The sequence below is a fragment of the Streptomyces cyaneofuscatus genome (assembly GCF_033109485.1).
Classification (GTDB): Bacteria; Actinomycetota; Actinomycetes; order Streptomycetales; family Streptomycetaceae; genus Streptomyces; species Streptomyces cyaneofuscatus.
This window is the reverse complement of the sequence record NZ_CP137002.1, coordinates 7,609,265-7,629,831: the sequence shown is the minus strand read 5'-3', so window position 1 is coordinate 7,629,831 and position 20,567 is coordinate 7,609,265. Positions and strand designations below refer to the sequence as shown.

The 20,567-nt window shown below is 74.2% G+C and carries 17 protein-coding genes; 11 read left to right on the top strand and 6 right to left on the bottom strand.

The annotated features are described in order from the left end of the window. Positions 1 to 7: 7 nt before the first annotated feature. The 3 genes from lnt to R2B67_RS33790 form a co-directional block, all read right to left on the bottom strand. Positions 8 to 1,600, bottom strand: a complete 1,593-nt coding sequence (gene lnt, locus R2B67_RS33800) for an apolipoprotein N-acyltransferase (RefSeq protein ID WP_317825020.1) — start codon at positions 1,598 to 1,600, stop codon at positions 8 to 10. Between the two features lie 106 nt (positions 1,601 to 1,706). Beyond that, complete coding sequence (locus R2B67_RS33795) at positions 1,707 to 2,270, bottom strand: hypothetical protein (protein ID WP_317823983.1); 564 nt, start codon at positions 2,268 to 2,270, stop codon at positions 1,707 to 1,709. A 48-nt stretch (positions 2,271 to 2,318) separates the two neighbouring features. Continuing rightward, positions 2,319 to 3,104, bottom strand: coding sequence for a glutamate racemase (locus R2B67_RS33790; protein WP_109976676.1), 786 nt, complete (start codon positions 3,102 to 3,104; stop codon positions 2,319 to 2,321). Between the two features lie 58 nt (positions 3,105 to 3,162). Here R2B67_RS33790 and R2B67_RS33785 point away from each other — a divergent pair, with 58 nt between their 5' ends. Further along, on the top strand, positions 3,163 to 4,362 hold the full coding sequence (locus R2B67_RS33785; protein ID WP_317823972.1) for a glycosyltransferase: 1,200 nt from the start codon (positions 3,163 to 3,165) through the stop codon (positions 4,360 to 4,362). A 51-nt stretch (positions 4,363 to 4,413) separates the two neighbouring features. On the opposite strand, the gene R2B67_RS33780 is transcribed toward R2B67_RS33785, so the two are convergent. Continuing rightward, entirely contained in the window at positions 4,414 to 5,784 is a 1,371-nt protein-coding gene (locus R2B67_RS33780) for a TerD family protein (RefSeq protein ID WP_317823965.1), read from the bottom strand. A 76-nt stretch (positions 5,785 to 5,860) separates the two neighbouring features. After that, entirely contained in the window at positions 5,861 to 6,541 is a 681-nt protein-coding gene (locus R2B67_RS33775; RefSeq protein WP_317823959.1) for a 2-phosphosulfolactate phosphatase, read from the bottom strand. Between the two features lie 193 nt (positions 6,542 to 6,734). On the opposite strand from R2B67_RS33775, the gene R2B67_RS33770 reads away from it, so the two are divergent. From R2B67_RS33770 to R2B67_RS33750, 5 genes are all read left to right on the top strand, one after another. Continuing rightward, complete coding sequence (locus tag R2B67_RS33770) at positions 6,735 to 6,872, top strand: hypothetical protein (RefSeq protein WP_317823953.1); 138 nt, start codon at positions 6,735 to 6,737, stop codon at positions 6,870 to 6,872. Positions 6,873 to 7,243: 371 nt separating this feature from the next. Next, positions 7,244 to 7,732: a DUF6643 family protein gene (locus R2B67_RS33765; RefSeq protein WP_018514824.1), complete on the top strand. Its 489-nt coding sequence runs from the start codon at positions 7,244 to 7,246 to the stop codon at positions 7,730 to 7,732. 73 nt (positions 7,733 to 7,805) lie between these two features. After that, positions 7,806 to 8,630, top strand: a complete 825-nt coding sequence (locus R2B67_RS33760; RefSeq protein ID WP_317823939.1) for an MOSC domain-containing protein — start codon at positions 7,806 to 7,808, stop codon at positions 8,628 to 8,630. Positions 8,631 to 8,697: 67 nt separating this feature from the next. Next, positions 8,698 to 9,288 carry an Rv1733c family protein gene (locus R2B67_RS33755; RefSeq protein WP_317823931.1) on the top strand — a complete coding sequence of 197 codons (591 nt, stop codon included), beginning with the start codon at positions 8,698 to 8,700 and terminating at the stop codon, positions 9,286 to 9,288. 213 nt (positions 9,289 to 9,501) lie between these two features. After that, positions 9,502 to 11,943: a right-handed parallel beta-helix repeat-containing protein gene (locus R2B67_RS33750; RefSeq protein WP_317823924.1), complete on the top strand. Its 2,442-nt coding sequence runs from the start codon at positions 9,502 to 9,504 to the stop codon at positions 11,941 to 11,943. Here R2B67_RS33750 and R2B67_RS33745 read toward each other — a convergent pair. Beyond that, positions 11,913 to 14,357 carry a hypothetical protein gene (locus R2B67_RS33745; RefSeq protein ID WP_317823916.1) on the bottom strand — a complete coding sequence of 815 codons (2,445 nt, stop codon included), beginning with the start codon at positions 14,355 to 14,357 and terminating at the stop codon, positions 11,913 to 11,915. The two genes, R2B67_RS33750 and R2B67_RS33745, sit on opposite strands and share 31 nt — an antisense overlap. Positions 14,358 to 14,624: 267 nt before the next feature. Between R2B67_RS33745 and R2B67_RS33740 the strand changes: the two genes are divergently transcribed. The 5 genes from R2B67_RS33740 to R2B67_RS33720 all read left to right on the top strand — a co-directional run bounded on the left by R2B67_RS33740 (position 14,625) and on the right by R2B67_RS33720 (position 20,544). After that, positions 14,625 to 15,479 (top strand): DeoR/GlpR family DNA-binding transcription regulator, encoded by an 855-nt coding sequence (locus R2B67_RS33740; RefSeq protein WP_317823906.1) that lies wholly within the window; start codon positions 14,625 to 14,627, stop codon positions 15,477 to 15,479. A gap of 98 nt (positions 15,480 to 15,577) precedes the next feature. Continuing rightward, positions 15,578 to 16,009: an SRPBCC family protein gene (locus R2B67_RS33735; RefSeq protein ID WP_317823899.1), complete on the top strand. Its 432-nt coding sequence runs from the start codon at positions 15,578 to 15,580 to the stop codon at positions 16,007 to 16,009. Between the two features lie 335 nt (positions 16,010 to 16,344). Continuing rightward, entirely contained in the window at positions 16,345 to 18,342 is a 1,998-nt protein-coding gene (locus tag R2B67_RS33730; RefSeq protein WP_317823893.1) for a hypothetical protein, read from the top strand. Between the two features lie 77 nt (positions 18,343 to 18,419). Then, positions 18,420 to 19,994 (top strand): SDR family oxidoreductase, encoded by a 1,575-nt coding sequence (locus R2B67_RS33725; protein ID WP_317823886.1) that lies wholly within the window; start codon positions 18,420 to 18,422, stop codon positions 19,992 to 19,994. Between the two features lie 70 nt (positions 19,995 to 20,064). Further along, complete coding sequence (locus tag R2B67_RS33720; RefSeq protein ID WP_018514815.1) at positions 20,065 to 20,544, top strand: SRPBCC family protein; 480 nt, start codon at positions 20,065 to 20,067, stop codon at positions 20,542 to 20,544. Positions 20,545 to 20,567: the final 23 nt, after the last annotated feature.

The window sequence follows — 20,567 nt, the reverse complement described above, 5'->3', positions numbered from 1 at the left end:
GCCGGCTCTACCGCGTGGTCCCCCGCTCCCGCCGCGCCCGTGCCGCCGACATGCCCGACCAGGCCAGGCCCGCCACGGCCAGCAGGGCGATGACGGCCTCCGGCAGCGGGCCCATCCGGGTGGCGGGGGTGAGCGAGGAGCGCAGCGGGACCTCGGCGACCAGGGCGTCGGGGGTGAACATGCCGCTCCGGTCGGCGATCGTGCCGTCGGGGCGGATGACCGCGCTGACCCCGCTCGTGACGGGGACGACGACGGACCGCCCGTGCTCGACGGCCCGGACCTGGGACATGGCGAGCTGCTGGTAGGTCATCTCGCTGCGGCCGAAGGTGGCGTTGTTGCTGGGCACGGCGATCATCTGGCCGCCGTGGAGGACGGTGTCGCGGGCGGCGTCGTCGAAGGCGGCCTCGTAGCAGGTGACCATCCCCACCTTCGTACCGGCAAGGTCGAAGACGCCGACCTTGCTGCCGGGGACAAACTCGCGCTGGACGCGGTCGACGTCCTCGCTGAAGAAGCGGGCGACCGTCCGCATCGGCATGTACTCGCCGAACGGCTGGATGTGCCGCTTGTCGTAGGTGTCGACGGGGCCCTGGTCCGGGTCCCACTCGATCAGGGTGTTGCGCAGGCTGTCGGAGCCCTTCTCGACCACCGAGCCGACGACGGTGGGGACCCCGATGGCCTTCACCGCGTCGTCGATGACCTGGCGGGCGTCGGCGTTGAGGTACGGGTCGAGGTCGGAGGAGTTCTCCGGCCAGAGGACGAAGTCCGGCTGCTTCGCCTTGCCCGCCTTCACCTCGTCGGCGAGCTGGGTGGTGCGCCCCGCGTGGTTGTCCAGGACGGCGCGGCGCTGGGCGTTGAAGTCGAGGCCGAGGCGGGGCACGTTGCCCTGGATCGCGGCGACGGTGGCGGTGCCGTCCTCGGCGGAGTCGTCGACGAGCGGGAGCGAGGCGAGCGCGGCCACGACGGGTACGAGGACGCAGGCGGCGGCTCCGGCGACGGCGGCGCGGGGGATCTCGCCGGTGGAGCGGTACGTACGGAAGCGGCGCACGGCCTCGTAAAGCCCGAAGCCGCACAGCACGACGGCGAAGGAGAGCAGCGGGGTGCCGCCGAGCGCGGCGAGCGGCAGGAACAGGCTCTCCGCCTGGCCGAAGGCGATCTTGCCCCAGGGGAAGCCGCCGAACGGGATCCGGGCCCGGACCGCCTCGTCCAGGGTCCAGACCGCGGCCGCCCAGAAGGGCCAGTACGCCAGCCGGGTCACGGCGGCGATCCCGAGGCAGCCCACCGCGATGAAGAGCGCCTCGGCGGCGGCGAGGGCGAGCCACGGCACCGGGCCGACGTCCTCGCCGGTCCAGTGCAGCAGCGGGAGCATGAAGCCGAGCCCGGACAGCAGGCCGAGGCCGAAGGCGGCGCGCAGCCTGCGCCCGTGCAGGACCCAGCCGAGCAGGGCGAAGCCGGGCAGGACGAGCCACCAGAGCGGCCGGGGCGGGAAGCTCGCGTAGAGCAGCACGCCGGAGAGGGCTGCGGCGGCCGGGCGCAGGAGTCGCCGGAGGATTCCGGCGGTACGGGGCGTCGGCGCGGGCGGCGGGTCGGCGACTGGGGTCATAGTGGCGCTCACCTGGCGGAGTCTACGGTGGGCGGCTGTGGGCCGGGGGGACGGCCTGGGGCCGCGAGGGGCCGCCGCGTGCCCGTTCTCCGCGGCGTCCGCGTGGTCAGTCCCGGTCCCGCTCCGCGCCGGCGGCCAGGTGGAGGCGCTGGCGGATGAACCGTACGGCGCTCTCCGCGTCGTCCACCGTGACGGTGAAGGTGCGGCCGTCACCGAGCCGGAGGGCCATGCCCTCGCCCTTGCGCACCACGACGGCGGTGCCCTGCTCGGGGCGCCAGCGGTAGCCCCAGCCGCCCCACTGGCGCGGGTTGACCTTGGCCACGTACTCCGCGCCGACCACATGGGTGAGCAGGATCCTGCGGCGCGGCAGCCCGGCGTGGCCGCAGCGGACCTCCAGGGCGTCCCCGTCGACCTTCACGGCCACATGGACGAAGGCGAGCGTCCCGAAGAGGACGAGCAGTCCGACGGCGAGGCAGCCGATGACCGACATCAGCAGCGGGGCGATCCCGGACGACCAGGGCGAGACGACGGCGAGCTCGATGCCCAGAGCCATGCAGCCCGCGCCCACCAGGGCCAGGAGCCACTGGAAGTGGTTGGTCGCGCGGCCGGTCCAGACGGTGGACGGGGCCTGCGACGAGCCGTGGTGCGCGCTCTCGGGGTGGTCCGTCATATTCGCAGCGTACCCACGATCAAGCCGCCCGGCCCGGGGGCCGCGGGGTCAGCGGGCGGGGGCCGCGGCCTGGAGGGTGCGGCCCTCCGCGTAGGCCAGAGCGGGCTCCGGCAGGGTGCCGGGGCGGCCGGCGAGGAGGACGGTGAGCGTGCCGGACGGTTCGGCCGTCGGGGCGGCCTCGGCACCGATCCGGCGCAGCGCCTGGGCGGCGACGGCCCCGGCGGAGCCGTGCAGGACCAGCGGCGGGAGGCCGGGCTGCTGGACGGCGGCGCGGATGCGGTCGGCGACCAGCTCGTAGTGGGTGCAGCCGAGGACCACGGCCCGTACGCCCGGTGGGGTGAGGGCGGCGGCAGCGGCGACGGCGCGGTCGATACCGGCCTCGTCGCCGTGCTCGATGGCGTCGGCGAGTCCGGGGCAGGGGACCTCGGTGACGTCGACGGCCCCGGCGAACTCGGCGATCAGCCCGCGCTGGTAGGGGCTGCCCGTGGTGGCCGGGGTGGCCCAGATGGCGACCGGGCCGCCGCCCGCGGCGGCGGGCTTGATGGCGGGGACCGTGCCGATGACCGGCAGCGCGGGCTCCAGTGCGGCACGGAGCGCGGGCAGGGCGTGGACGGAGGCGGTGTTGCACGCGACGATCAGGGCGTCCGGCCGGAGGGCGGCGGCAGCGCGGGCCACGGCCAGCGCGCGGGCGGTGACGTCCTCGGGGGTGCGCGGACCCCAGGGCATGGAACCGGGGTCGGAGGAGACGACCAGCTCGGCGTCGGGCCGCAGTCGGCGAACGGCGGCCGCTGCCGCCAGCAGGCCGATTCCGGAGTCCATGAGCGCGATCTTCACCCGGTCACCCTAGCCGACAGCCCTTGCGGACCGGGCTCCGTGGGGCAGACTGCGGCGAATGAGCGCCGTTGCCTGGATCGCCGTGGGTTCACTGATCGCGTGGGTGTGGCTGCTGCTGGGGCAGGGCTTCTACTGGCGGACCGACCAGCGGCTGCCCCGGCTCACCGACCCGGTGCGCTGGCCGTCGGTGGCGGTGGTCGTACCGGCCCGTGACGAGGCGGACATGCTGCCGGTGAGCCTGCCCTCGCTGCTGGTCCAGGACTACCCGGGCGAGGCCCGGATCATCCTGGTCGACGACTGCTCCGGCGACGGCACCGGGCAGCTGGCCCGGGAGCTGGCCGCCCGGTTCGGCGGACTGCCGTTGACGGTGGCGGAGCCCGGGGAGCCGGAGCCCGGGTGGACGGGCAAGCTCTGGGCGCTGCGGCACGGCATCGCGCTGGCCCGGCTCCACAAACCGGACTTCCTGCTGCTGACCGACGCGGACATCGCGCACGAGCCGGACAGCCTGCGGGACCTGGTGGCGGCGGCCGGGGCCGAGGGGCCGGACGGCTACGACCTGGTGTCGCAGATGGCGCGGCTGCGGGTGGAGAGCTTCTGGGAGCGTCTGGTGGTGCCGGCGTTCGTCTACTTCTTCGGGCAGCTCTACCCGTTCCGCCGGGTGAACCGGGGCGGGTCGCGTACGGCCGCGGCGGCGGGCGGCTGTGTGCTGTTGCGGACGGAGGCGGCCGAGCGGGCGCGGATCCCGGAGTCGATCCGGCAGGCGGTGATCGACGACGTGTCGCTGGCGCGGGAGGTGCGGCGCGGCGGCGGCCGGATCTGGCTGGGGCTCGCGGACCGGGTGGACAGCGTGCGGCCGTATCCGGGGCTGCGGGACCTGTGGCGGATGGTGGCGCGGAGCGCGTACGCGCAGTTGCGGCACAGTCCGCTGCTGCTGGCGGGGACGGTCCCGGGGCTGGCGCTGGTCTACCTGGGGCCGCCCGTGACGCTGGTGGCGGGGCTGGCGGCCGGCGACGGGGTGGCGGCCTGGGCAGGTGGCGCGGCCTGGGCGGTGATGACGGCGACGTACCTGCCGATGCTGGCGTACTACCGGCAGTCGCCGTGGCTCGGGCCGCTGCTGCCGTTCACGGCGGTGCTGTACCTGCTGATGACGGTGGACTCGGCGGTCCAGCACTACCGGGGGCGGGGGGCCGCCTGGAAGGGCCGTACCTACGCCCGGCCCGATCCAGACGGGACGGCCGGGGCCGCGCCCGGCCGGTGACGCCGTGGGGGCGCCGGGTCCGGCCGGGCGGCGGGGTGGGTCACGTGGGGCTCACTTGCGACCGGGGGTCCAGTTCATGCCCCAGCCGTAGGCGGCGTCGATGGTGCGCTGCGGGCTGACGCCGCGGTCGGGCACCAGGTAGCGGGCCTCGCGCTGCACGGTGAGGTCACCGCCGTTGTTGGTGATCAGCGCGAGCGCGCAGACCGTGGAGGGGACGGTGCACTCGTCGAGGGAGAAGTCGATCGCCGCGCCGTTCTGCGGCTGAAGGGTGACCGTGGCGTGCAGATCGGCGAAGCTCCGGGCGCCCTCGTAGATGGTGACGAAGATCAGGACGCGGCGGAGCAGGTCCTTGCGGTCGAGGTTGACGGTCATGTTCTCGCCGGTGGAGAGCGCGCCGGTGCGGTCGTCGCCGTCGAGGTGGATGAAGGGCGGCTGGGCCAGCGAGCCGAAGGCGTTGCCGAGAGCCTGCACGACGCCCTTGCGGCCGTCGGTGAGTTCGTACAGCGCGCAGAGGTCGAGGTCGAGGTCCCCGTGCATCGCGACGGCCCTGCCGAGCTTGGCTCCCCAGCCCTTGAACTGCTTGCGCACCTCCCAGTTGAGGTTGACGCGGAGCGCGCCGGAGGTGCCGCCCTGCTTGGCGAGGGAGACGGACGGGGCGTCCTTGGTCAGCGTGACCTTGGACAGCCGCACGGGCTGCGGCGCCGGGGCGGGAGGGGCCGGCGGGGCGGGTGGGGCGACGTGGAGCGTCGGGGTGGGGGCTGGAGGCGTGGGCTGTACGGGAGCGGGGGCCGGAGGCGTGGGCTGTACGGGGGTGGGGGCCGGAGGCGTGGGCTGTACGGGGGTGGGGGCGGCGGGCCTGGCCGGTGCGGGCGCCGCGGCCTGCTGCGGTTCGTCGACGGAGATGCCGAAGTCCGTCGCCAGGCCTTCCAGTCCGCTGCTGTACCCCTGCCCGACCGCGCGGAACTTCCAGGCGCCCTGGCGCCGGTACAGCTCACCGAGGATGAACGCGGTCTCGATCGTGGCGTCCGTGGAGTCGAAGCGGGCCAGCTCGGCGCCGCCGGCCGCGTCGACGACCCGTACGTACAGTCCGCTCACCCGCCCGAAGGTGCCGCCGTCCGCCGAGGCCGCGACGATGACGCGGTCGATCGCGGGCTCGACCCTGCCGAAGTCGACGAGGAGGGTGTCGGTGACTCCGTCACCGGCGGTCCGCTTGCCCTCGTGGCGGACGGCGCCGGAGGCGTGGGCCGGCTGGTTGTAGAAGACGAAGTCGGCGTCGTCACGTACCTTGCCCGACACCAACAGGAGTGCGGAACCGTCGACATCAGGGGTGCCCGCGGCGGCCCGCCACCCCAGTTCGACGCGCACGGTGCCCGCAGGCACCGGAACGTTGGCTCCCTTTTGCATGGTCATGCTCGCCCCCATCACGGTTCCGGCTGCCCGCAGGCCTTTCCGCACAACCTAATCCCTCCGCCGGGCGGCCACCGGAAGGGTTCGGCGACTACGCGTGGCCCGGGTGGGGACGCAGGACCATGAGGGAGTCCTCCGAGGTCGCCACCATGGCGAAGGGGAACCGGTCGAGTTCGAGACAGAGGGCGATGTCATCGGGGTGGACGCCTTGGCGCACGCCCTCCGCCAGCTCGCGGGCGGCGCGCGACGCACCGGCGCGGCGGAGGAAGCCGTCCGCGTCCGTCACGTCCTCGGTGACCCTCCGGGCGATGTACTGGGCGCACGCCAGGTCCTCATCGGCGCGCCCGTCCTCGCCCGTGACCACGAACGTGACGCTGTCACCGCCGCGTCCGCGCAGGAACCGGGCCGTGGCCTCCGCGACGACGAAGCCCGCGCACAGCACCAGCGACGCGTCCTTCACCGCGAGTGCGCCGACCGTCCCCGCCGTGGTCTTCTGCACGACGGTCCGTCCGCCGAGGTCCAGGGAGCGCAGCAGGCCCGGCGAGTTGACGGCGTCGAAGCCGGGCGCGGGAGGGCCGTCCTTGAGCGCCACCCAGTCCGGGTGGCGGGCCTTGAGCGCCAGGGCCTCGTCCAGGGACTCGGCCAGAACGATCTTCTCCGCCCCCTGGGCGAAGGCCCAGGCGGCCACGGTGCAGGCGCGCATGACGTCGACCACGACCGCCACGGGCGGGGTTTCGACCAGTTCGGGGATGCCGAGGAATCGAGCTTTCATCCGATCATGATCGCGGAGACCCGGCCCGCAGCACCAGGACGGCGACGCGGCCGTTCACCGGCCGGGCATTCCATCGGGCCGAAATTCCACGAAACCGAGCGTGCCGACGTCGGCGCCGTCCTGTAGTTGTTTTACCGGGCGGACCCGGCAATGTGCGGCGAACAGGCCCTCATAGGAAGCCGCGTGACTGTCTATGAGTTCGGCGATCGCAACCCGGGAAGAGGGGCAGGGGCCGCTGTCGCAGGAGCGTGCCGCCGAGGCGCTCGGTGACCGGGGACGCGGGGACGTGGCCGAACCCGAGCAGGCCACCGCGGGCGGCCGGCCGCGATGAGGTCGTCGCCTCGGCCGAGGGGAGCGCACCCCCGAGAGGCAGAAGACGTGGCGTGGCCCCGGCCACCGGCCACAGGCCGAAACCGCCGGGTGCGGGTACCCCCGGGACGGGCTCCCCCCGAAAGCAGCGTCCGCCCGAACGGGCGTGACCCGCCGCCGAACCGGACCGCTCCCGCCCGAAGCGGGCCCGCTGTCGCCCTTTGTAACCCGCCCGCCACTTCTCGTCGACAATGGCCCGCCAAGAGGAATGCCTCTGATAGGCGAGGGATTAGCGGTGTTTTGGTGGTCCCGGCCGACAGAACAAGCGTAAAAACGGATGACCCTAAGATTGGGGCTCCCCAACCGGCACATCGTGGGCTTAACTTAGGTGCCATGACCTCCCCTCGCTCCGCCTTCGGCGGCGGCTACTACGCCGCGTCGTTCCCCGACACTCCGATCTACGACTCCCTGGTCGCGGAGCGGGGCACCCCGCAGATCGCTCCGATCCGCGTCCCTGCCGCGTACGACACGTCCAGCAGCTATCTGCCGGCCCTGCCGTCGGCGCTGCCGGCCCTGCCCGCCGCCCCCTCGCAGCCCGTCGGCTCCTACGGCTATCCGCAGCAGCACCAGCCGATGCCGCAGTACCAGCAGGCCCCGGCGCAGAGCGCGCCGATGTACGGCGGCGGGCTGCAGAGCGCCCCGGCGCCGTACATCCCGCAGCAGCCCTCGGCGGTCCGCGGCTACCCGCAGCAGCCCCAGCCGCAGCGCCCCGCGCCCGGCACCGGGTACGAGTCGATGCGTCCGGCCTCGCCGCGGCCCGCACCGGCCCCGTCGCCGTACGAGGACCCGTACAACCGGCCGTACCAGAGCCGGGGATACTGACCCTCCGGACCGCCGCGGGCTCCGCGAACAAACCGTGCGTAGGTATGGATAGGTGACTGGCAGGATGGGGCGTATGGCCTCTCCCGTGCTCCGGTCCGTCCACCTGTATCCGGTCAAATCGCTGGGCGCCCAGACATCCGACGAGATCGCCGTCGAGCCATGGGGACTCGACGGCGACCGCCGTTGGATGCTGGTCGACAAGGCGCCGCGGGTGATCACCCAACGACAGCAGCCGTTTCTGGCGCGGATCTCCGCGGTGCCGCTGTCCGGTGGGGGGATCGCCCTCTCCGCCCCGGGCGCTCCGCCCCTGCGGGTGGAGGTGCCGGGGCCGGAGCGCCTTATCGATGTGGAGCTGCACCGGGACACCGTCACGGTCGCCGAGGCCTCGGACGAGGCGCACGCCTGGTTCAGCGAGATCCTCGGCTCGGAGGCCCGGCTCGTGCATCTCGACGATCCGGCGCGCCGCAGAGCCGTCGACCCCGCGTTCGCGCGCCCCGGGGACATGGTCTCCTTCGCCGACGGCTATCCGCTGCTGCTGACCACCACCGCTTCGCTCGACGCCCTCAACGCGCTGATCGCGGCGGGCGACCGGCCGCACGAGGGGCCGTTGCCGATGGACCGCTTCCGGCCGAACGTCGTGGTCGGCTCCACCGAGGCATGGGCCGAGGACGGCTGGCGGCGGATCGCGATCGGCGATGTGCCCTTCTCCGTGGTGAAGCCCTGCGGCCGCTGCGTGATCACCACCACCGACCAGCGGACCGCCGAGCGCGGCAAGGAGCCGCTGCTCACGCTGGCCCGCCACCGCAGGGTCGGCAATCAGCTGCTCTTCGGCCAGAATCTGATTCCGGACGGGACCGGGGTGATCCGGGTCGGGGACCCCGTCAAGATCCTCGACTGAGGAAACGGGGGCGGGGCCCGGGACCCAAGGCCCCGGGGGGATCATGGGAACGACCGGGGGGAAAAGCATGGGAGTGGGAGTCCTCAAGTGGCGGCACAGTCCGCTGTGGCGCGCCACCGACCGCCGCGAGGCGTGGGTGACGCTCGGCGCGCTGGTGCTCCTGGCGCTGGGGGCGCCGGCGGCCGGTTGGGCGGGCGGTGCGCTCGCCGACGCCTCGCTCCAGCAGGAGATACGGGCCCAGCACGAGGAGCGGCGGCCCGTCACCGCGGTCGTGGTCGGACCGGCGCCTCAGGCGCGTCGGTTCGCCGGTGACCCGGGTGCCGAGTCGGGGCGGACCTCGGTGATGGCGGCCTGGCGGGCGCCGGACGGCACCCGGCACACCGGAGAGGTCACCACGTCGAAGTCCCGGGAGCCCGGGGCGCCGGTGCGGGTCTGGACGGACGCGGCGGGCCTCCCCGTACCGCCGCCGATGGACGCGGACGCGGCCCGTACGCACGCGGTGCTCGGCGGGGTCGGTGTCTTCCTGCTCGCCGCCGGGTGCGTCGAGGCGGGCAGGCGGCTGGTCGTAGGGCGCCTCGTGCGGCAGCGGTACGCGCTCTGGGACCGGGAGTGGGCCGAGGCGGGCCCGGACTGGGGCCGGGCCGGAACGGGCAGCTGACGGCGGGCGGCCACCTCGACGACGTACGGCGGGCGGCGACAGCACCCCGGCGGCCCGAGTCGTCAACTCCCGCCCCTCCCGCGCGCTACGGTGGTCCGACCGCGTCCGCCTCCTCGACAGGCGGGCGGCCGGAGAGACCCGGGCCATCACGGCCCCAGGGCTTCACAGCACGACCCGAGGCAGCACAGCACGAGGTGGGGGCAGAGCAACTCCATGGCACAGGGCACGGTCCAGGTGACGCACACCGGCACATCGCGATGGCGCCGCCGCACGGGCGAGTACGCCTCCCTCTCCGCGGCCCTGGAAGCGGCGGCCGACGGTGACGTCCTCACCGTCGCGCCCGGAACCTACCGGGAGAACCTCGTCCTCCACCGCGCGGTGACCCTGCGCGGCCCCGAGGGGTCGGTCGGCTCCGTGCGGATCGCGCCGGTCGACGGCGTACCACTGACGGTGCGCGCCTCCGCGATCGTCCAGGATCTGCACATCGAGGGTCAGGACTCCGCCGCCCCGGCCGTGCTGGTGGAGGACGGCACCCCCGAGTTCTCGGATCTGCGGATCGTGACGCGGTCGGCCGCCGGCATCGAGGTACGGGGAGCGGCCCGGCCCACCGTGCGGCGCTGCACCGTCGACAATCCGGCCGGCGTCGGCATCGCCGTACTCGACGGGGCGGGCGGGGTCTTCGAGGAGTGCGAGATCGTCTCGGCCGGGCAGTCCGGTGTCTCGGTCCGCGACGGCGGCCACCCGCGCCTGGACCGCTGCCGGATCCACCACTCCTCCGGCGCGGGCATCGGCGTCACCGGTGAGGGCAGCGGTCTGGAGGCGATCGGCTGCGAGGTGTACGAGGTCAAGGGCAGCGGCGTCCAGGTCACCGCCCGCGCCACCGCGCACCTCACCGACTGCACCGTGCACCGTACGTCGGGCGACGGGGTCACACTGGACACCGACGCGGTGCTGACGCTCGCCGACTGCGACATCCACGACATTCCGGAGAACGCGATCGACCTGCGGTCGCGTTCGGTGCTCACGCTGACCCGTTCCACGGTCCGCCGCTTCGGCCGCAACGGCCTCTCGGTCTGGGACCCGGGCACCCGCGTGGACGCCAACCAGTGCGAGATCCACGACAGTACGGGCGACTATCCGGCGGTCTGGGTCAGCGACGGGGCGACGGTGATACTGGACGCCTGCCGGGTCCACGACGTGCCGGACGCCCTCTTCGTCCTCGACCGGGGATCGCGCGCCGATGTGGTGGACAGCGACCTCTCGCAGATCCGCAACACCGCCGTCTCCGTGAGCGACGGCGCCACCGCCCAGCTGGACGACTGCCGGATCCGGGAGGCTTCCACCGGCGCCTGGTTCCGCGACCACGGCAGTGGCGGCACGCTGAACAACTGCACCGTCGACGCGGCCCAGACCGGGGTCATCGTCACCAAGGGCGCCGACCCCGTCATCGAGCGGTGCACGGTCACCAACCCCGCCGAGGCCGGGTTCTACGTCTCCGCCGAGGGGCGCGGCACCTTCGACAGCTGCCGGGTGACGGGCAGCGAGGGATACGGCTTCCATGTCATGGACGGCTGCCGCACCACGCTGACCCGCTGCCGCACCGAGCGGTGCGCGCGCGGCGGTTACGAGTTCCCCGAGGGCTTCGCCGGGCCGACCGGCGACGGGTCCGGGGGCTCCGGCCCGGTGGTCACGGACTGCACGAGCGACGAGAGCGGTCTGCGTACGGCACCGGCTCCGGCCCCCGCCGTGCTGACGGCCACGCAGTCGACCCCCGGCCTGCTGAACACGATGCCCGGGCAGCGGGCCGTGGAGCCCGAACCGGTGGCTCCGGCGGCCGAGCCCGCCCGGGACTCCGCGGCGGTCCTCGGTGAACTGGACGCGCTGGTGGGCCTGGAGAGCGTCAAGCGTGAGGTGCGGGCGCTGACCGACATGATCGAGGTGGGCCGCCGCCGCGCGGAGGCCGGGCTCAAGGCCGCCTCCGTCCGCCGCCACCTCGTCTTCACCGGCTCCCCCGGTACGGGAAAGACCACGGTCGCCCGGCTGTACGGAGAGATCCTGGCCTCGCTCGGGGTGCTGGAGCGCGGCCACCTGGTCGAGGTCTCCCGGGTGGACCTGGTCGGGGAGCACATCGGCTCGACGGCGATCAGGACCCAGGAGGCGTTCGACCGGGCGCGCGGCGGGGTGCTCTTCGTGGACGAGGCGTACGCGCTCTCCCCGGAGGACTCCGGGCGCGACTTCGGCCGTGAGGCCATCGACACGCTGGTGAAGCTGATGGAGGACCACCGGGACGCGGTGGTGGTGATCGTCGCCGGGTACACCCACGAGATGGAGCGGTTCCTCACCGTCAACCCCGGTGTGGCGTCCCGTTTCTCGCGGACCATCACCTTCCACGACTACGTCCCCGAGGAGCTGCTGCGGATCGTCGAGCAGCAGGCCGAGGAGCACGAGTACAGCCTCGCGGAGGGGACCGGCGAGGCGCTGCTGAAGTACTTCACCGCGCTCCCCAAGGGCCCCGCCTTCGGCAACGGCCGCACCGCCCGGCAGACCTTCGAGTCGATGGTGGAGCGGCACGCGGGCCGGGTCGCCCAGCTCGCCGAGACGAGCACGGACGACCTGACCCTGCTCTATCCGGAGGATCTGCCGGAGCTCTTCTGACTCGCGTGGCCCTCCTGCCCCTTCTCCAGCACGTCCCCGCCCTCCGCCTGCCGGGGCAGCCGTGGTCCGAGCTCTTCGAGGAGCGCGGCCCGTTCCTTCGCGAAGACCGGGTCGGCCTGGTAGTCGGAGTGGCCGAGGATCGGTTCGGGCAGCGGAAGCGCGGTGGTACGCCCGTACGCCAGCGGGTCCTTCAGCGGTCCCCGGTCGACGCCGGGGTGGGGGTCGGTGGACAGCCGGACGGGCCCGCCGATCGGGTCGGTGGCCCGGAAGAGGTTGCGCCAGCAGTGCACCGAACGGTTCAGCCCGAGCAGGGGTACGGCTCCGAAGTAGGCCGGGAACCAGCGCCCGTACAGCCGCTCGATCGGGGAGCCGTAGGTGAGCAGCCCGACCCGGCGGCGGGCCGTGTCGGGGAGCTGCCAGACCGCGGCGGCCGCGAGGACGCTGCCCTGCGAGTGGCCCGAGATGATGAGCCGGCCCTTGGTCGTCGCCGTCCAGGCACACATCCGCGACGCCAGGTCGGGGACGGCACGCTCGGCGTAGCAGGGGGGCGCGAAGGGGTGGGCGGCGCGCGGCCAGAAGGTGCCCACGTCCCAGAGGATGCCGATGGTGCGCCGGGCGGAGGCGTCCCGGTAGGCGCGGCGCCCGCCCGCGACGAACAGGATGAAGCCGAAGCCGATGAGCCAGGAGCCGGTCGACTGGGCGGCCTCGGCGAGCGATTCGACGGGGGCGGCAGCCCCGTCCGTCGCGAGGCCGGGCACCTCACCGCTGGCCCAGGAGCCCGCGACCGCCGCCGCGCCGAGGAGCAGGGTGGCGGCGGAGACCACGCCGACGATCCAGGGGGCCGAGTCGGTGAGGGCCGCCGTGGCGCGGATGCGGGCGATCCGCCGGGTGCGGGCGCGGTCGGGCGGCTCGGGGGCGTACTCCGCCTCGATGTCCGGGCCCATGCGGCGGGCCCGGCGCGCGGTGCGGACGACGAGGAAGACGACCGGGACGAGCAGCAGGAGCAGGAGCACCGGGATGACGGAGGCCTGCCAGCTGAGCAGGACGGGCGGGCCCTCGATGATGGAGCCGCGCCCCGTGCCCGGGGTGCCGGGGCCGTCCAGCCAGTCGGCGACGCGCTGGGCCACGCCGCCGGTCATCACGCCGCCCAGGGCGCAGGCGAGCATGGCGACGGACGGGCCGCCGAGGCCGTACAGCGTGGTGCGGGGTTCGAGGGTGCGCCGGTAGAGGCTGCGGGCGACCAGCGCCATGATCACGACGAGGAGGCCCTGGCCGAGGGCGAGGAGCCGGAAGGCGGTCTCGCCGGACAGGCTGCCGGAGGAGACCCACTCCGGGCGCGACCAGGCGGCGTGCACGACGGCGAGGCCGAGCAGGGCGAGCGCGGAGCCGGGCAGGTACGTGATGAGGGCACCGTCGACCCGGTTGTCCCGGACGCTCTCGCTGCGGCCCCGGCGGCAGATGACCCACACGACGACCATGGCGCAGAGGACGAGCGCCCCCTGTATCACCACCCCGAACACCGGCGGCACCGAGCTGCCGACGGTCCGGTCGTGGAGGGCCGCGGCCCCCATGACGAAGGCCGCGACGGTGAGGAAGCCCGCGGCGGTGTGCGCGGCGCGGAGCCGGGAGACGAGCCGGCGGCCGTACCAGAAGCCGGGCCTGCTGAGCGCGGGCGGCACCGGGCGCGCGGACTCCGGGTCGTCGGCGTTGTCCGCGCCCGGCCCGTGGGCTTCCTCCGTCCCGTCCGGGTCGCAGGCGTCGTCGTCCGTGGCGTCCAGGGGGCTCTGGGACTCGTAGGCGCTCCAGGTCCGGTTGGAGAGGTACCACAGGAGCCCCACCAGGGCGGCGGGCACGACGGCCGCCAGGGCGAGCCGCCGTCCGGGCTGGGACCACCAGCCGCCCTGATGGCTCGACAGGAAGCCGAGCCAGGAACGGCGTTCGGAGCAGGCGGAGGTGCCCGCGCACTGCCAGGCCACCAGGTCGAGCGCTACTTCGCAGGCGGCCGCGGTGAGCAGCACGGTGAGGCTGAGCGCGACGAGCCGCACCACCACGCCGTAGAGCCGGACCGCGCGGCGGCGGCCGGACGCGGTGGGGCGCATCCAGTGGGCGAGGTTGACCACCATGAACGGCAGGAGCAGCAGCCACAGGGCGCGGGAGCCGTTGCCGGAGGTGAGCCCGGACCAGCAGTACGCCTCGGCGACGGGTTCGTCCCGGTAGCGCTCGGGGTGCTTCTCGCCGTGGGCGTCCTCGGTGCGCCGGTAGACGGCGGCGGTCGCGTCCCCGGTGACCCGGACGGTACGGGGATCGCCGAGCATCTCCTGCGGGGTGGCGCCTCCGACGCCGTGGACCAGCAGTTCCAGCGCCGCCCCGGTGTTCTGCGGGGGTCGCGACGGGGGCGGGATGGCAGGAGCCAAGGCGGCACTCTCTCTCGGGCGCACCGGCCGCGCGGGGCCGGCGAAGACATGACAGGGGTCGGGCAGGACATGACGGAGGTCGGGCGAAGGTGGGCGGGGAGCCGAGGGCTCCGGCCCGGCCCCAGAATCCCGGAGGCGGGGCGGGTGCGTGAGCGGTCTCACGGAATCTCCCCAGGTGGTACGCCGGACATGCCTGCGTGGCAGGATGAGCCTGTCCCGCAGGCCGCTGCGGACCGTGGGAGCAGAGGGAAGGACCGGGCGACGGCGTTGAGCGAGAATCAGAACCTGCTCGCGGAGCAGCGGCGTGCCCTGATCCTCGACGAGGTGCGCAGGCGCGGCGGGGTCAGGGTCAACGAGCTGACCCGCAGGCTGAATGTGTCCGACATGACGATCCGTCGGGACCTGGACGCGCTGGCCCGGCAGGGGGTCATCGAGAAGGTCCACGGCGGTGCCGTCCCGGTGGTCGAGGCGAGCACCCACGAGCCCGGCTTCGAGGTGAAGTCGGCGCTGGAGCTGAGCGCCAAGGAGGACATCGCGCGGACGGCGGCGGCGATGGCCCAGCCTGGCAGCGCGATCGCCCTCTCGGGCGGTACGACGACCTACGCTCTGGCCCGGCACCTGCTGGACGTACCGGATCTGACGGTGGTGACCAACTCGGTGCGGGTCGCCGACGTGTTCCACGACGCGCAGCGTCCGGTGGCCGGACGGGGTGCGCGGCCGGGGACGGCGACGGTGGTGCTGACGGGCGGGGTGCGGACGCCTTCGGACTCGCTGGTGGGGCCGGTCGCGGACCGGGCCATCGACTCCCTCCACTTCGACCTGCTCTTCCTCGGGGTGCACGGCATCTCGGCGGAGGCCGGTCTGTCGACCCCCAACCTCGCGGAGGCGGAGACCAATCGGCGCTTCGTCCGGTCGGCCCGCCGGGTCGTGGTGGTGGCCGACCACACCAAGTGGGGCACGGTGGGGCTGAGCTCCTTCGCCACGCTGGACGAGGTGGACACCTTCGTGACGGACGCGGGGCTGGCTCCCGGGGCACGCGAGGAGATCGGCGAGCATCTGCCGGGCCTGGTGGTGGCGGGCGATTCGTACGAACCGCCCGAGGAGACCGTCTTCCCCGGCTGATCCCCGGGGAGACCGTTTCCCCCGGCTGATCAACCGGGGCGCGGTCCGCCGGATTCCGCTCGGGTCGCCGTCCGGCCGTGACGTCCTAGGATCGGGGAATGGCCGTCTTCCGGATCGAGCGCTTCTCCCCTCTCCCCGCAGCCGAGGCCTGGCGCCGGGTGACCGACTGGGAACGGCACGCCGAGCATGTCCCGTTGACCGCCATCTCGGTGGCGGGCGGGCCGCCGACCAGGGTCGGCACGGTGTTCACGGCGCGTACGGGGGTGGGCCCGCTGGCCTTCGACGATCCGATGGAAGTGGTCCGCTGGACGCCGCCGGCCGCTGGCCGGGCCGGGATCTGCCTGCTGGAGAAGCGCGGCTCCGTGGTGCTGGGCCGGGCCTCGATCGACGTGCTGCCGACGCATTCCGGTTCCCATGTGGTGTGGGTGGAGGAGCTGCGGGTGCGGCTGGTGCCGCGGTGGGGTGATCCGCTGCTGGCCTCGGCCGGGCGGCGGCTGTTCGGCGGGGTGCTGGACGAGCTGCTGGCCTAGGGCCTGTCGTCAAACTGCCGTCGTCGCCCGGAGGGCGGCCGGGCGGCGTCTGGTGCGTGCGATCGCAAGGCGCCGGAATGGTCTTGTAGCGGAGCTACCAGGGCATTGCGGCAACGCCGGAGGGGGTCCCTCCCTGCTCGAGCGAAGCCGAGAGCTTGGGGGAGGGCGTGCCAGGCGTCGCCCGGCAGGCGGCAGTTTGACGACAGGCCCTAGAGGGCGTCCGGCGCTAGGACCGATCCGGCGCCGGTGACCGGTGCGGGTGATGTGACCGTCACACGATTGACTCGTTTGTCGGTATGACACTCCCCGCCACGGCCCCGGAAGGCACCGAACTCATGCCGATCCATCAACCGCAGCAACGCTCCGCCGCCGCATCCAGCGAGTCCCTGGGCGTCCAGCAGGCCGAGGCCGCCCTCGTGGAGCACTACCCGCGTCTGGTCCGGCTCGCCTATGTCGTGCTGCCGCCCTCCCTGGGCCGGCACCGCCGGGTCCTGGCCGCGCACGGTGCCGTGCAGCGGGCGCTGCCCGTGACCAGGACCGCCCCGGCCCGCATGGCCCAGGTGCCCGCGCAGTCCCGGCGCTCCCCGGAGGCGGGGCAGGCCGAGGCTCCGGCGAACGCCCCGTACGCCTCGATGCGGCTACGGGTGCTGCGGACGGCGCTGGCGTACGAGCGCAGGCCCCGCTGGTGGCCTGGCCGGCTCCCGGCACCCTCCGCGCTGCGGCCGACGCTGCCCGTGGTGTGGGGGCTGCGGCTCTTCCCCCGGGCGGGCGGCGTCGACGAACTGGCCCTGGACCGGTCGCTGTCGGAGGTCACGGGTGCCGTACGGGCCGCGTTCGCGCTCCAGTTGCTGGACGGGCTGCCGGAGACTGCGGTGCGGGCGCTGCTGGCCGAGGCGGGGGTGGACGATCCGGCGGGGGCGGTGCGCCGGGCGGCCCGGCTGGGGAGGCCGGACCGGGCGGCGGCCCAAGTGCTGCTGCGGTCCGGGGAGTTCGACCCGTGCACCGTGCAGACCCGGCCGAGCGATCTGCTGCGGCGCAGGCACCGGGTGCGGGCGGCGGCCCTCGCGGCGGCGCTCTGCGTGGTGGCGGGCACGCTCGCGGTGGCCGCCGGGAACGACGTACGGGACGAGGCGCCGGGAGCCGGTGTGACGGTCCCGTCCCTCGACCCGGCGGCCCTGCTGCGTACGGCGGCGGAGCAGTGGGCGGACACCTCCCGCATCGACTTCACCGCCTGGCCCGTACGCGGTGACCGGCGGGGTGACGGGGAGCTGCTGGGGCGGGCGCTGCGGGCCTGGTCCGAGCCCCCGGGGAACGTTCCGGTGTCGACCACGCCGGGCACGGTCGACGTGCCGCCCGCGCAGCCGCCCCGACTGCTTTTCGCGGGTGAGGTGGACGGGGCGGCCGTGGTGCTGTTCCACGACGGCGGGGTCCGCATCGTGCGGTACGCGGAGCCGCTGGCGGGCGGTGGCGGGGCGGCGCTGGACTTCGCCCGGACCGATGACGCGGACGTGACGACGGGGGCCGCCGTGGTCGTCAGCCGTACGGGCGAGAAGGCGCGGTTCCTGCTCGCCCCCTGGATCTCCGAGACCACCACCCGGGACCTGCTCGCACCGGACACCCCTGGCCGGCCGCTGGAGGTGGGCCCGGACGGGATCACCGCCCCGGTGGAGCGCCCGGCGGCGGGCGGTGGCTGCGATGCCTGGCCGGTGCTCCAGCTGCGCTCCTCCGAGCGGATCGTGGAGAACCACGCGTTCCTGGTGACCGACCTGGGCGACCTGGCCCCGGCGCATCTGACGTACACGCCGAAGCCGGGCCGTGGCGCACCCGCCCGGCAGCCCCGCGAGGCGACCGGACCGGAGGCGCTCCTCGCCTGGGCGCGGACGGCGTGTTCGCTGCGGGCGCTGTCGGGCTCGGGGGTGCGGGCGGTGAACAACTGGGCCTTCGCCGAGCAGCGGCTGCCCGAGGGCGGGGCGTCGGCCGAGTGGCTCTGCACCCGCGCCGACACCTGGCGCGGCCCCGGCCGGGTGCTGGTGCAGTTCCTCCAGCCCGCCGCCTCCCCCACCGCCCCGGCGGCGGTGGTCGCCGACCGGAACGACACCGCCCTGTGCAGCCGGTTCGGGCAGCACATCCTGGCGGGCACGCACTGGAAGGCCGCCTCCGGCCGGTGGTACGTCCTGGCGGCGGGCAGCCGGGCGGTCAACCGGATCGAGGCCACCGGCCAGGTGCGGGGTGCGGCGGGCGGCCCGACGCTGGCGGTACGGGCGCCGCGCGACGCCTCCGTCGAGCTGACGGCGAGGCTGCCCGAGGGCGGGACGCTGGCGGCGGTGCGCTGAGCCCCCGGCAGCGCGCGCTCCGCCGTACGGAGTCCTCGTCCCGACCTCGTGCGCCGTCGGGTGCGAGACTCGGACAGGTGACGGATCTTCCTGAGGAACCCGACGTACGTAAGGCCCCCGACGAGACCCCGCTGCGCTGCCTGGTCACCGGCGCCACCGGCTACATCGGCGGCAGACTGGTGCCCGCGCTCCTCGACGCCGGCCACCAGGTCCGCGCGCTGGCCCGGACGCCGCAGAAGCTGCGCGACTACCCCTGGGCGGACCGGGTCGAGGTGGTGCGCGGCGATGTCACCGACGCCGACTCGCTGACCGAGGCGATGCGGGACGTCGACGTGGCGTACTACCTGGTGCACGCGCTGGGCTCCGGCTCCGACTTCGAGGAGACCGACCGGCAGGCCGCCCGCAACTTCGGCGAGAAGGCCCGCGCGGCCGGGGTGCGGCGGATCGTCTACCTGGGCGGGCTGACCCCGGCCGGGGTGGACGAGAAGGAGCTGTCGCCGCACCTGCGGTCGCGGGCCGAGGTGGGGCGGATCCTGCTGGACTCCCAGGTGCCGACGGCGGTGCTGCGGGCGGCGATCGTGATCGGTTCGGGGTCGGCCTCGTTCGAGATGCTGCGCTATCTGACCGAGCGGCTGCCGGTGATGGTGACCCCGAGCTGGGTCTCCACCCGGATCCAGCCCATCGCCGTACGGGATGTGATCCGGTACCTGGTGGGGAGCGCCACGCTGCCGCCCGACGTGAACCGGACCTTCGACATCGGCGGGCCGGACATCACGACGTACCGGGAGATGATGCAGGGCTACGCCCGGGTGGCGGGGCTGCCGCGGCGGGTGATCGTGCCGGTCCCGGTGCTCACCCCGACGCTCTCCAGCCACTGGATCGGGCTGGTCACCCCGGTCCCCCGGTCGATCGCCCGGCCGCTCGCGGAGTCGCTGCGCCATGAGGTGGTCTGCCGGGAGCACGACATCGTGCGGTACGTCCCCGATCCGCCGGAGGGGGCGATCGGCTTCGACCGGGCGCTGAGCCTCGCCCTCCAGCGGATCAAGGAGGCCCGGGTGGACACCCGCTGGTCCTCCGCCTCGCTGCCGGGCGCGCCGAGCGACCCGCTGCCCACCGACCCCGACTGGGCGGGCGGCAGTCTCTACCGGGACGAACGGGAGCTGGCCGTGCCGGTGGACCGGGCGGACCTGTGGCGGGTGATCGAGGGCATCGGCGGCGAGAACGGCTGGTACTCCTTCCCGCTCGCCTGGGCGGTGCGCGGCTGGATCGACCGGATCGTCGGCGGGGTCGGGCTGCGGCGCGGACGGCGGGACGCGCACCGGCTGCGGGTCGGGGACTCGCTGGACTTCTGGCGGGTGGAGGAGATCGTGCCGGGCGAACTGCTGCGGCTGCGGGCGGAGATGCGGCTGCCGGGCCTGGCCTGGCTGGAACTGTCGGTGGCCACCGACGACCAGGGGCGCACGCTCTACCGCCAGCGCGCCCTGTACCACCCGCAGGGGCTGCTCGGCCATGCGTACTGGTGGGGCGTGTCACCCTTCCACGCGGTGGTCTTCGGCGGGATGGCCCGCAACATCGCCGCGGCCGCCCAGGCAGCCGCCCGGGCGCGGCAGCAGGACAGGGAACCGGTGGCCGGCAGTGGTACAGACAACTGACGCCCCGGCCGCTATGGTGTCCCTCCCCATGAGCGCCCCATAAGGCGCAGACCGCCGGGAGGTGCACACGATGGCACGCCGACTCCGTACCGTAGGACTGGAGTTCACCGAATCCGCGCCGATTCGTCTGGTGTTCGCCGCCGAGGTGTCCGCACCCCCGGACGTGGTCTACCGGGCGCTCGCCGAGGACGTCGCCTCCTGGCCCGCCTGGTTCACCGCCGTCACCCGGGCCACGCCCACCGACGGGGGCGCGGGCCGGGAGGTGCGGCTGCGCGGCGGGGTCCGGTTCCGCGAGACGATCGTGGCCGCCGAGCCGGGCGAGCGGTACGCCTACCGGGTCGACGAAACGAACGCGCCGGGGCTGCGGGCCCTGGTGGAGGAGTGGCGGCTCACCGCGGACGGGACCGGGACCCGGGTGCAGTGGACCTTCGCCGCCGACGGAACGGGCCCGTTCCGCTCGGTGCTGGGGGTCGCGCGGCTGGGGATGGGCCGGTCCTTCCGGGACGCGGTGCGCCGGCTCGACGGGCGGCTGACGGCATCGGCTGCCTGAGCGCTCAGGCAGCCTGAGCGCTC

Bases quoted from the DNA above. Each gene is read 5' to 3' on its own strand.
- R2B67_RS33750 (WP_317823924.1), top strand. From the start codon at position 9,502: ATGGCACAGGGCACGGTCCAGGTGACGCACACCGGCACATCGCGATGG.
- R2B67_RS33760 (WP_317823939.1), top strand. From the start codon at position 7,806: ATGGCCTCTCCCGTGCTCCGGTCCGTCCACCTGTATCCGGTCAAATCG.
- R2B67_RS33775 (WP_317823959.1), bottom strand. From the start codon at position 6,541: ATGAAAGCTCGATTCCTCGGCATCCCCGAACTGGTCGAAACCCCGCCC.
- R2B67_RS33785 (WP_317823972.1), top strand. From the start codon at position 3,163: ATGAGCGCCGTTGCCTGGATCGCCGTGGGTTCACTGATCGCGTGGGTG.
- R2B67_RS33765 (WP_018514824.1), top strand. From the start codon at position 7,244: ATGACCTCCCCTCGCTCCGCCTTCGGCGGCGGCTACTACGCCGCGTCG.
- R2B67_RS33755 (WP_317823931.1), top strand. From the start codon at position 8,698: ATGGGAGTGGGAGTCCTCAAGTGGCGGCACAGTCCGCTGTGGCGCGCC.
- R2B67_RS33780 (WP_317823965.1), bottom strand. From the start codon at position 5,784: ATGGGGGCGAGCATGACCATGCAAAAGGGAGCCAACGTTCCGGTGCCT.
- R2B67_RS33770 (WP_317823953.1), top strand. From the start codon at position 6,735: ATGAGTTCGGCGATCGCAACCCGGGAAGAGGGGCAGGGGCCGCTGTCG.
- R2B67_RS33735 (WP_317823899.1), top strand. From the start codon at position 15,578: ATGGCCGTCTTCCGGATCGAGCGCTTCTCCCCTCTCCCCGCAGCCGAG.
- lnt (WP_317825020.1), bottom strand. From the start codon at position 1,600: ATGACCCCAGTCGCCGACCCGCCGCCCGCGCCGACGCCCCGTACCGCC.
- R2B67_RS33720 (WP_018514815.1), top strand. From the start codon at position 20,065: ATGGCACGCCGACTCCGTACCGTAGGACTGGAGTTCACCGAATCCGCG.
- R2B67_RS33730 (WP_317823893.1), top strand. From the start codon at position 16,345: ATGCCGATCCATCAACCGCAGCAACGCTCCGCCGCCGCATCCAGCGAG.
- R2B67_RS33795 (WP_317823983.1), bottom strand. From the start codon at position 2,270: ATGACGGACCACCCCGAGAGCGCGCACCACGGCTCGTCGCAGGCCCCG.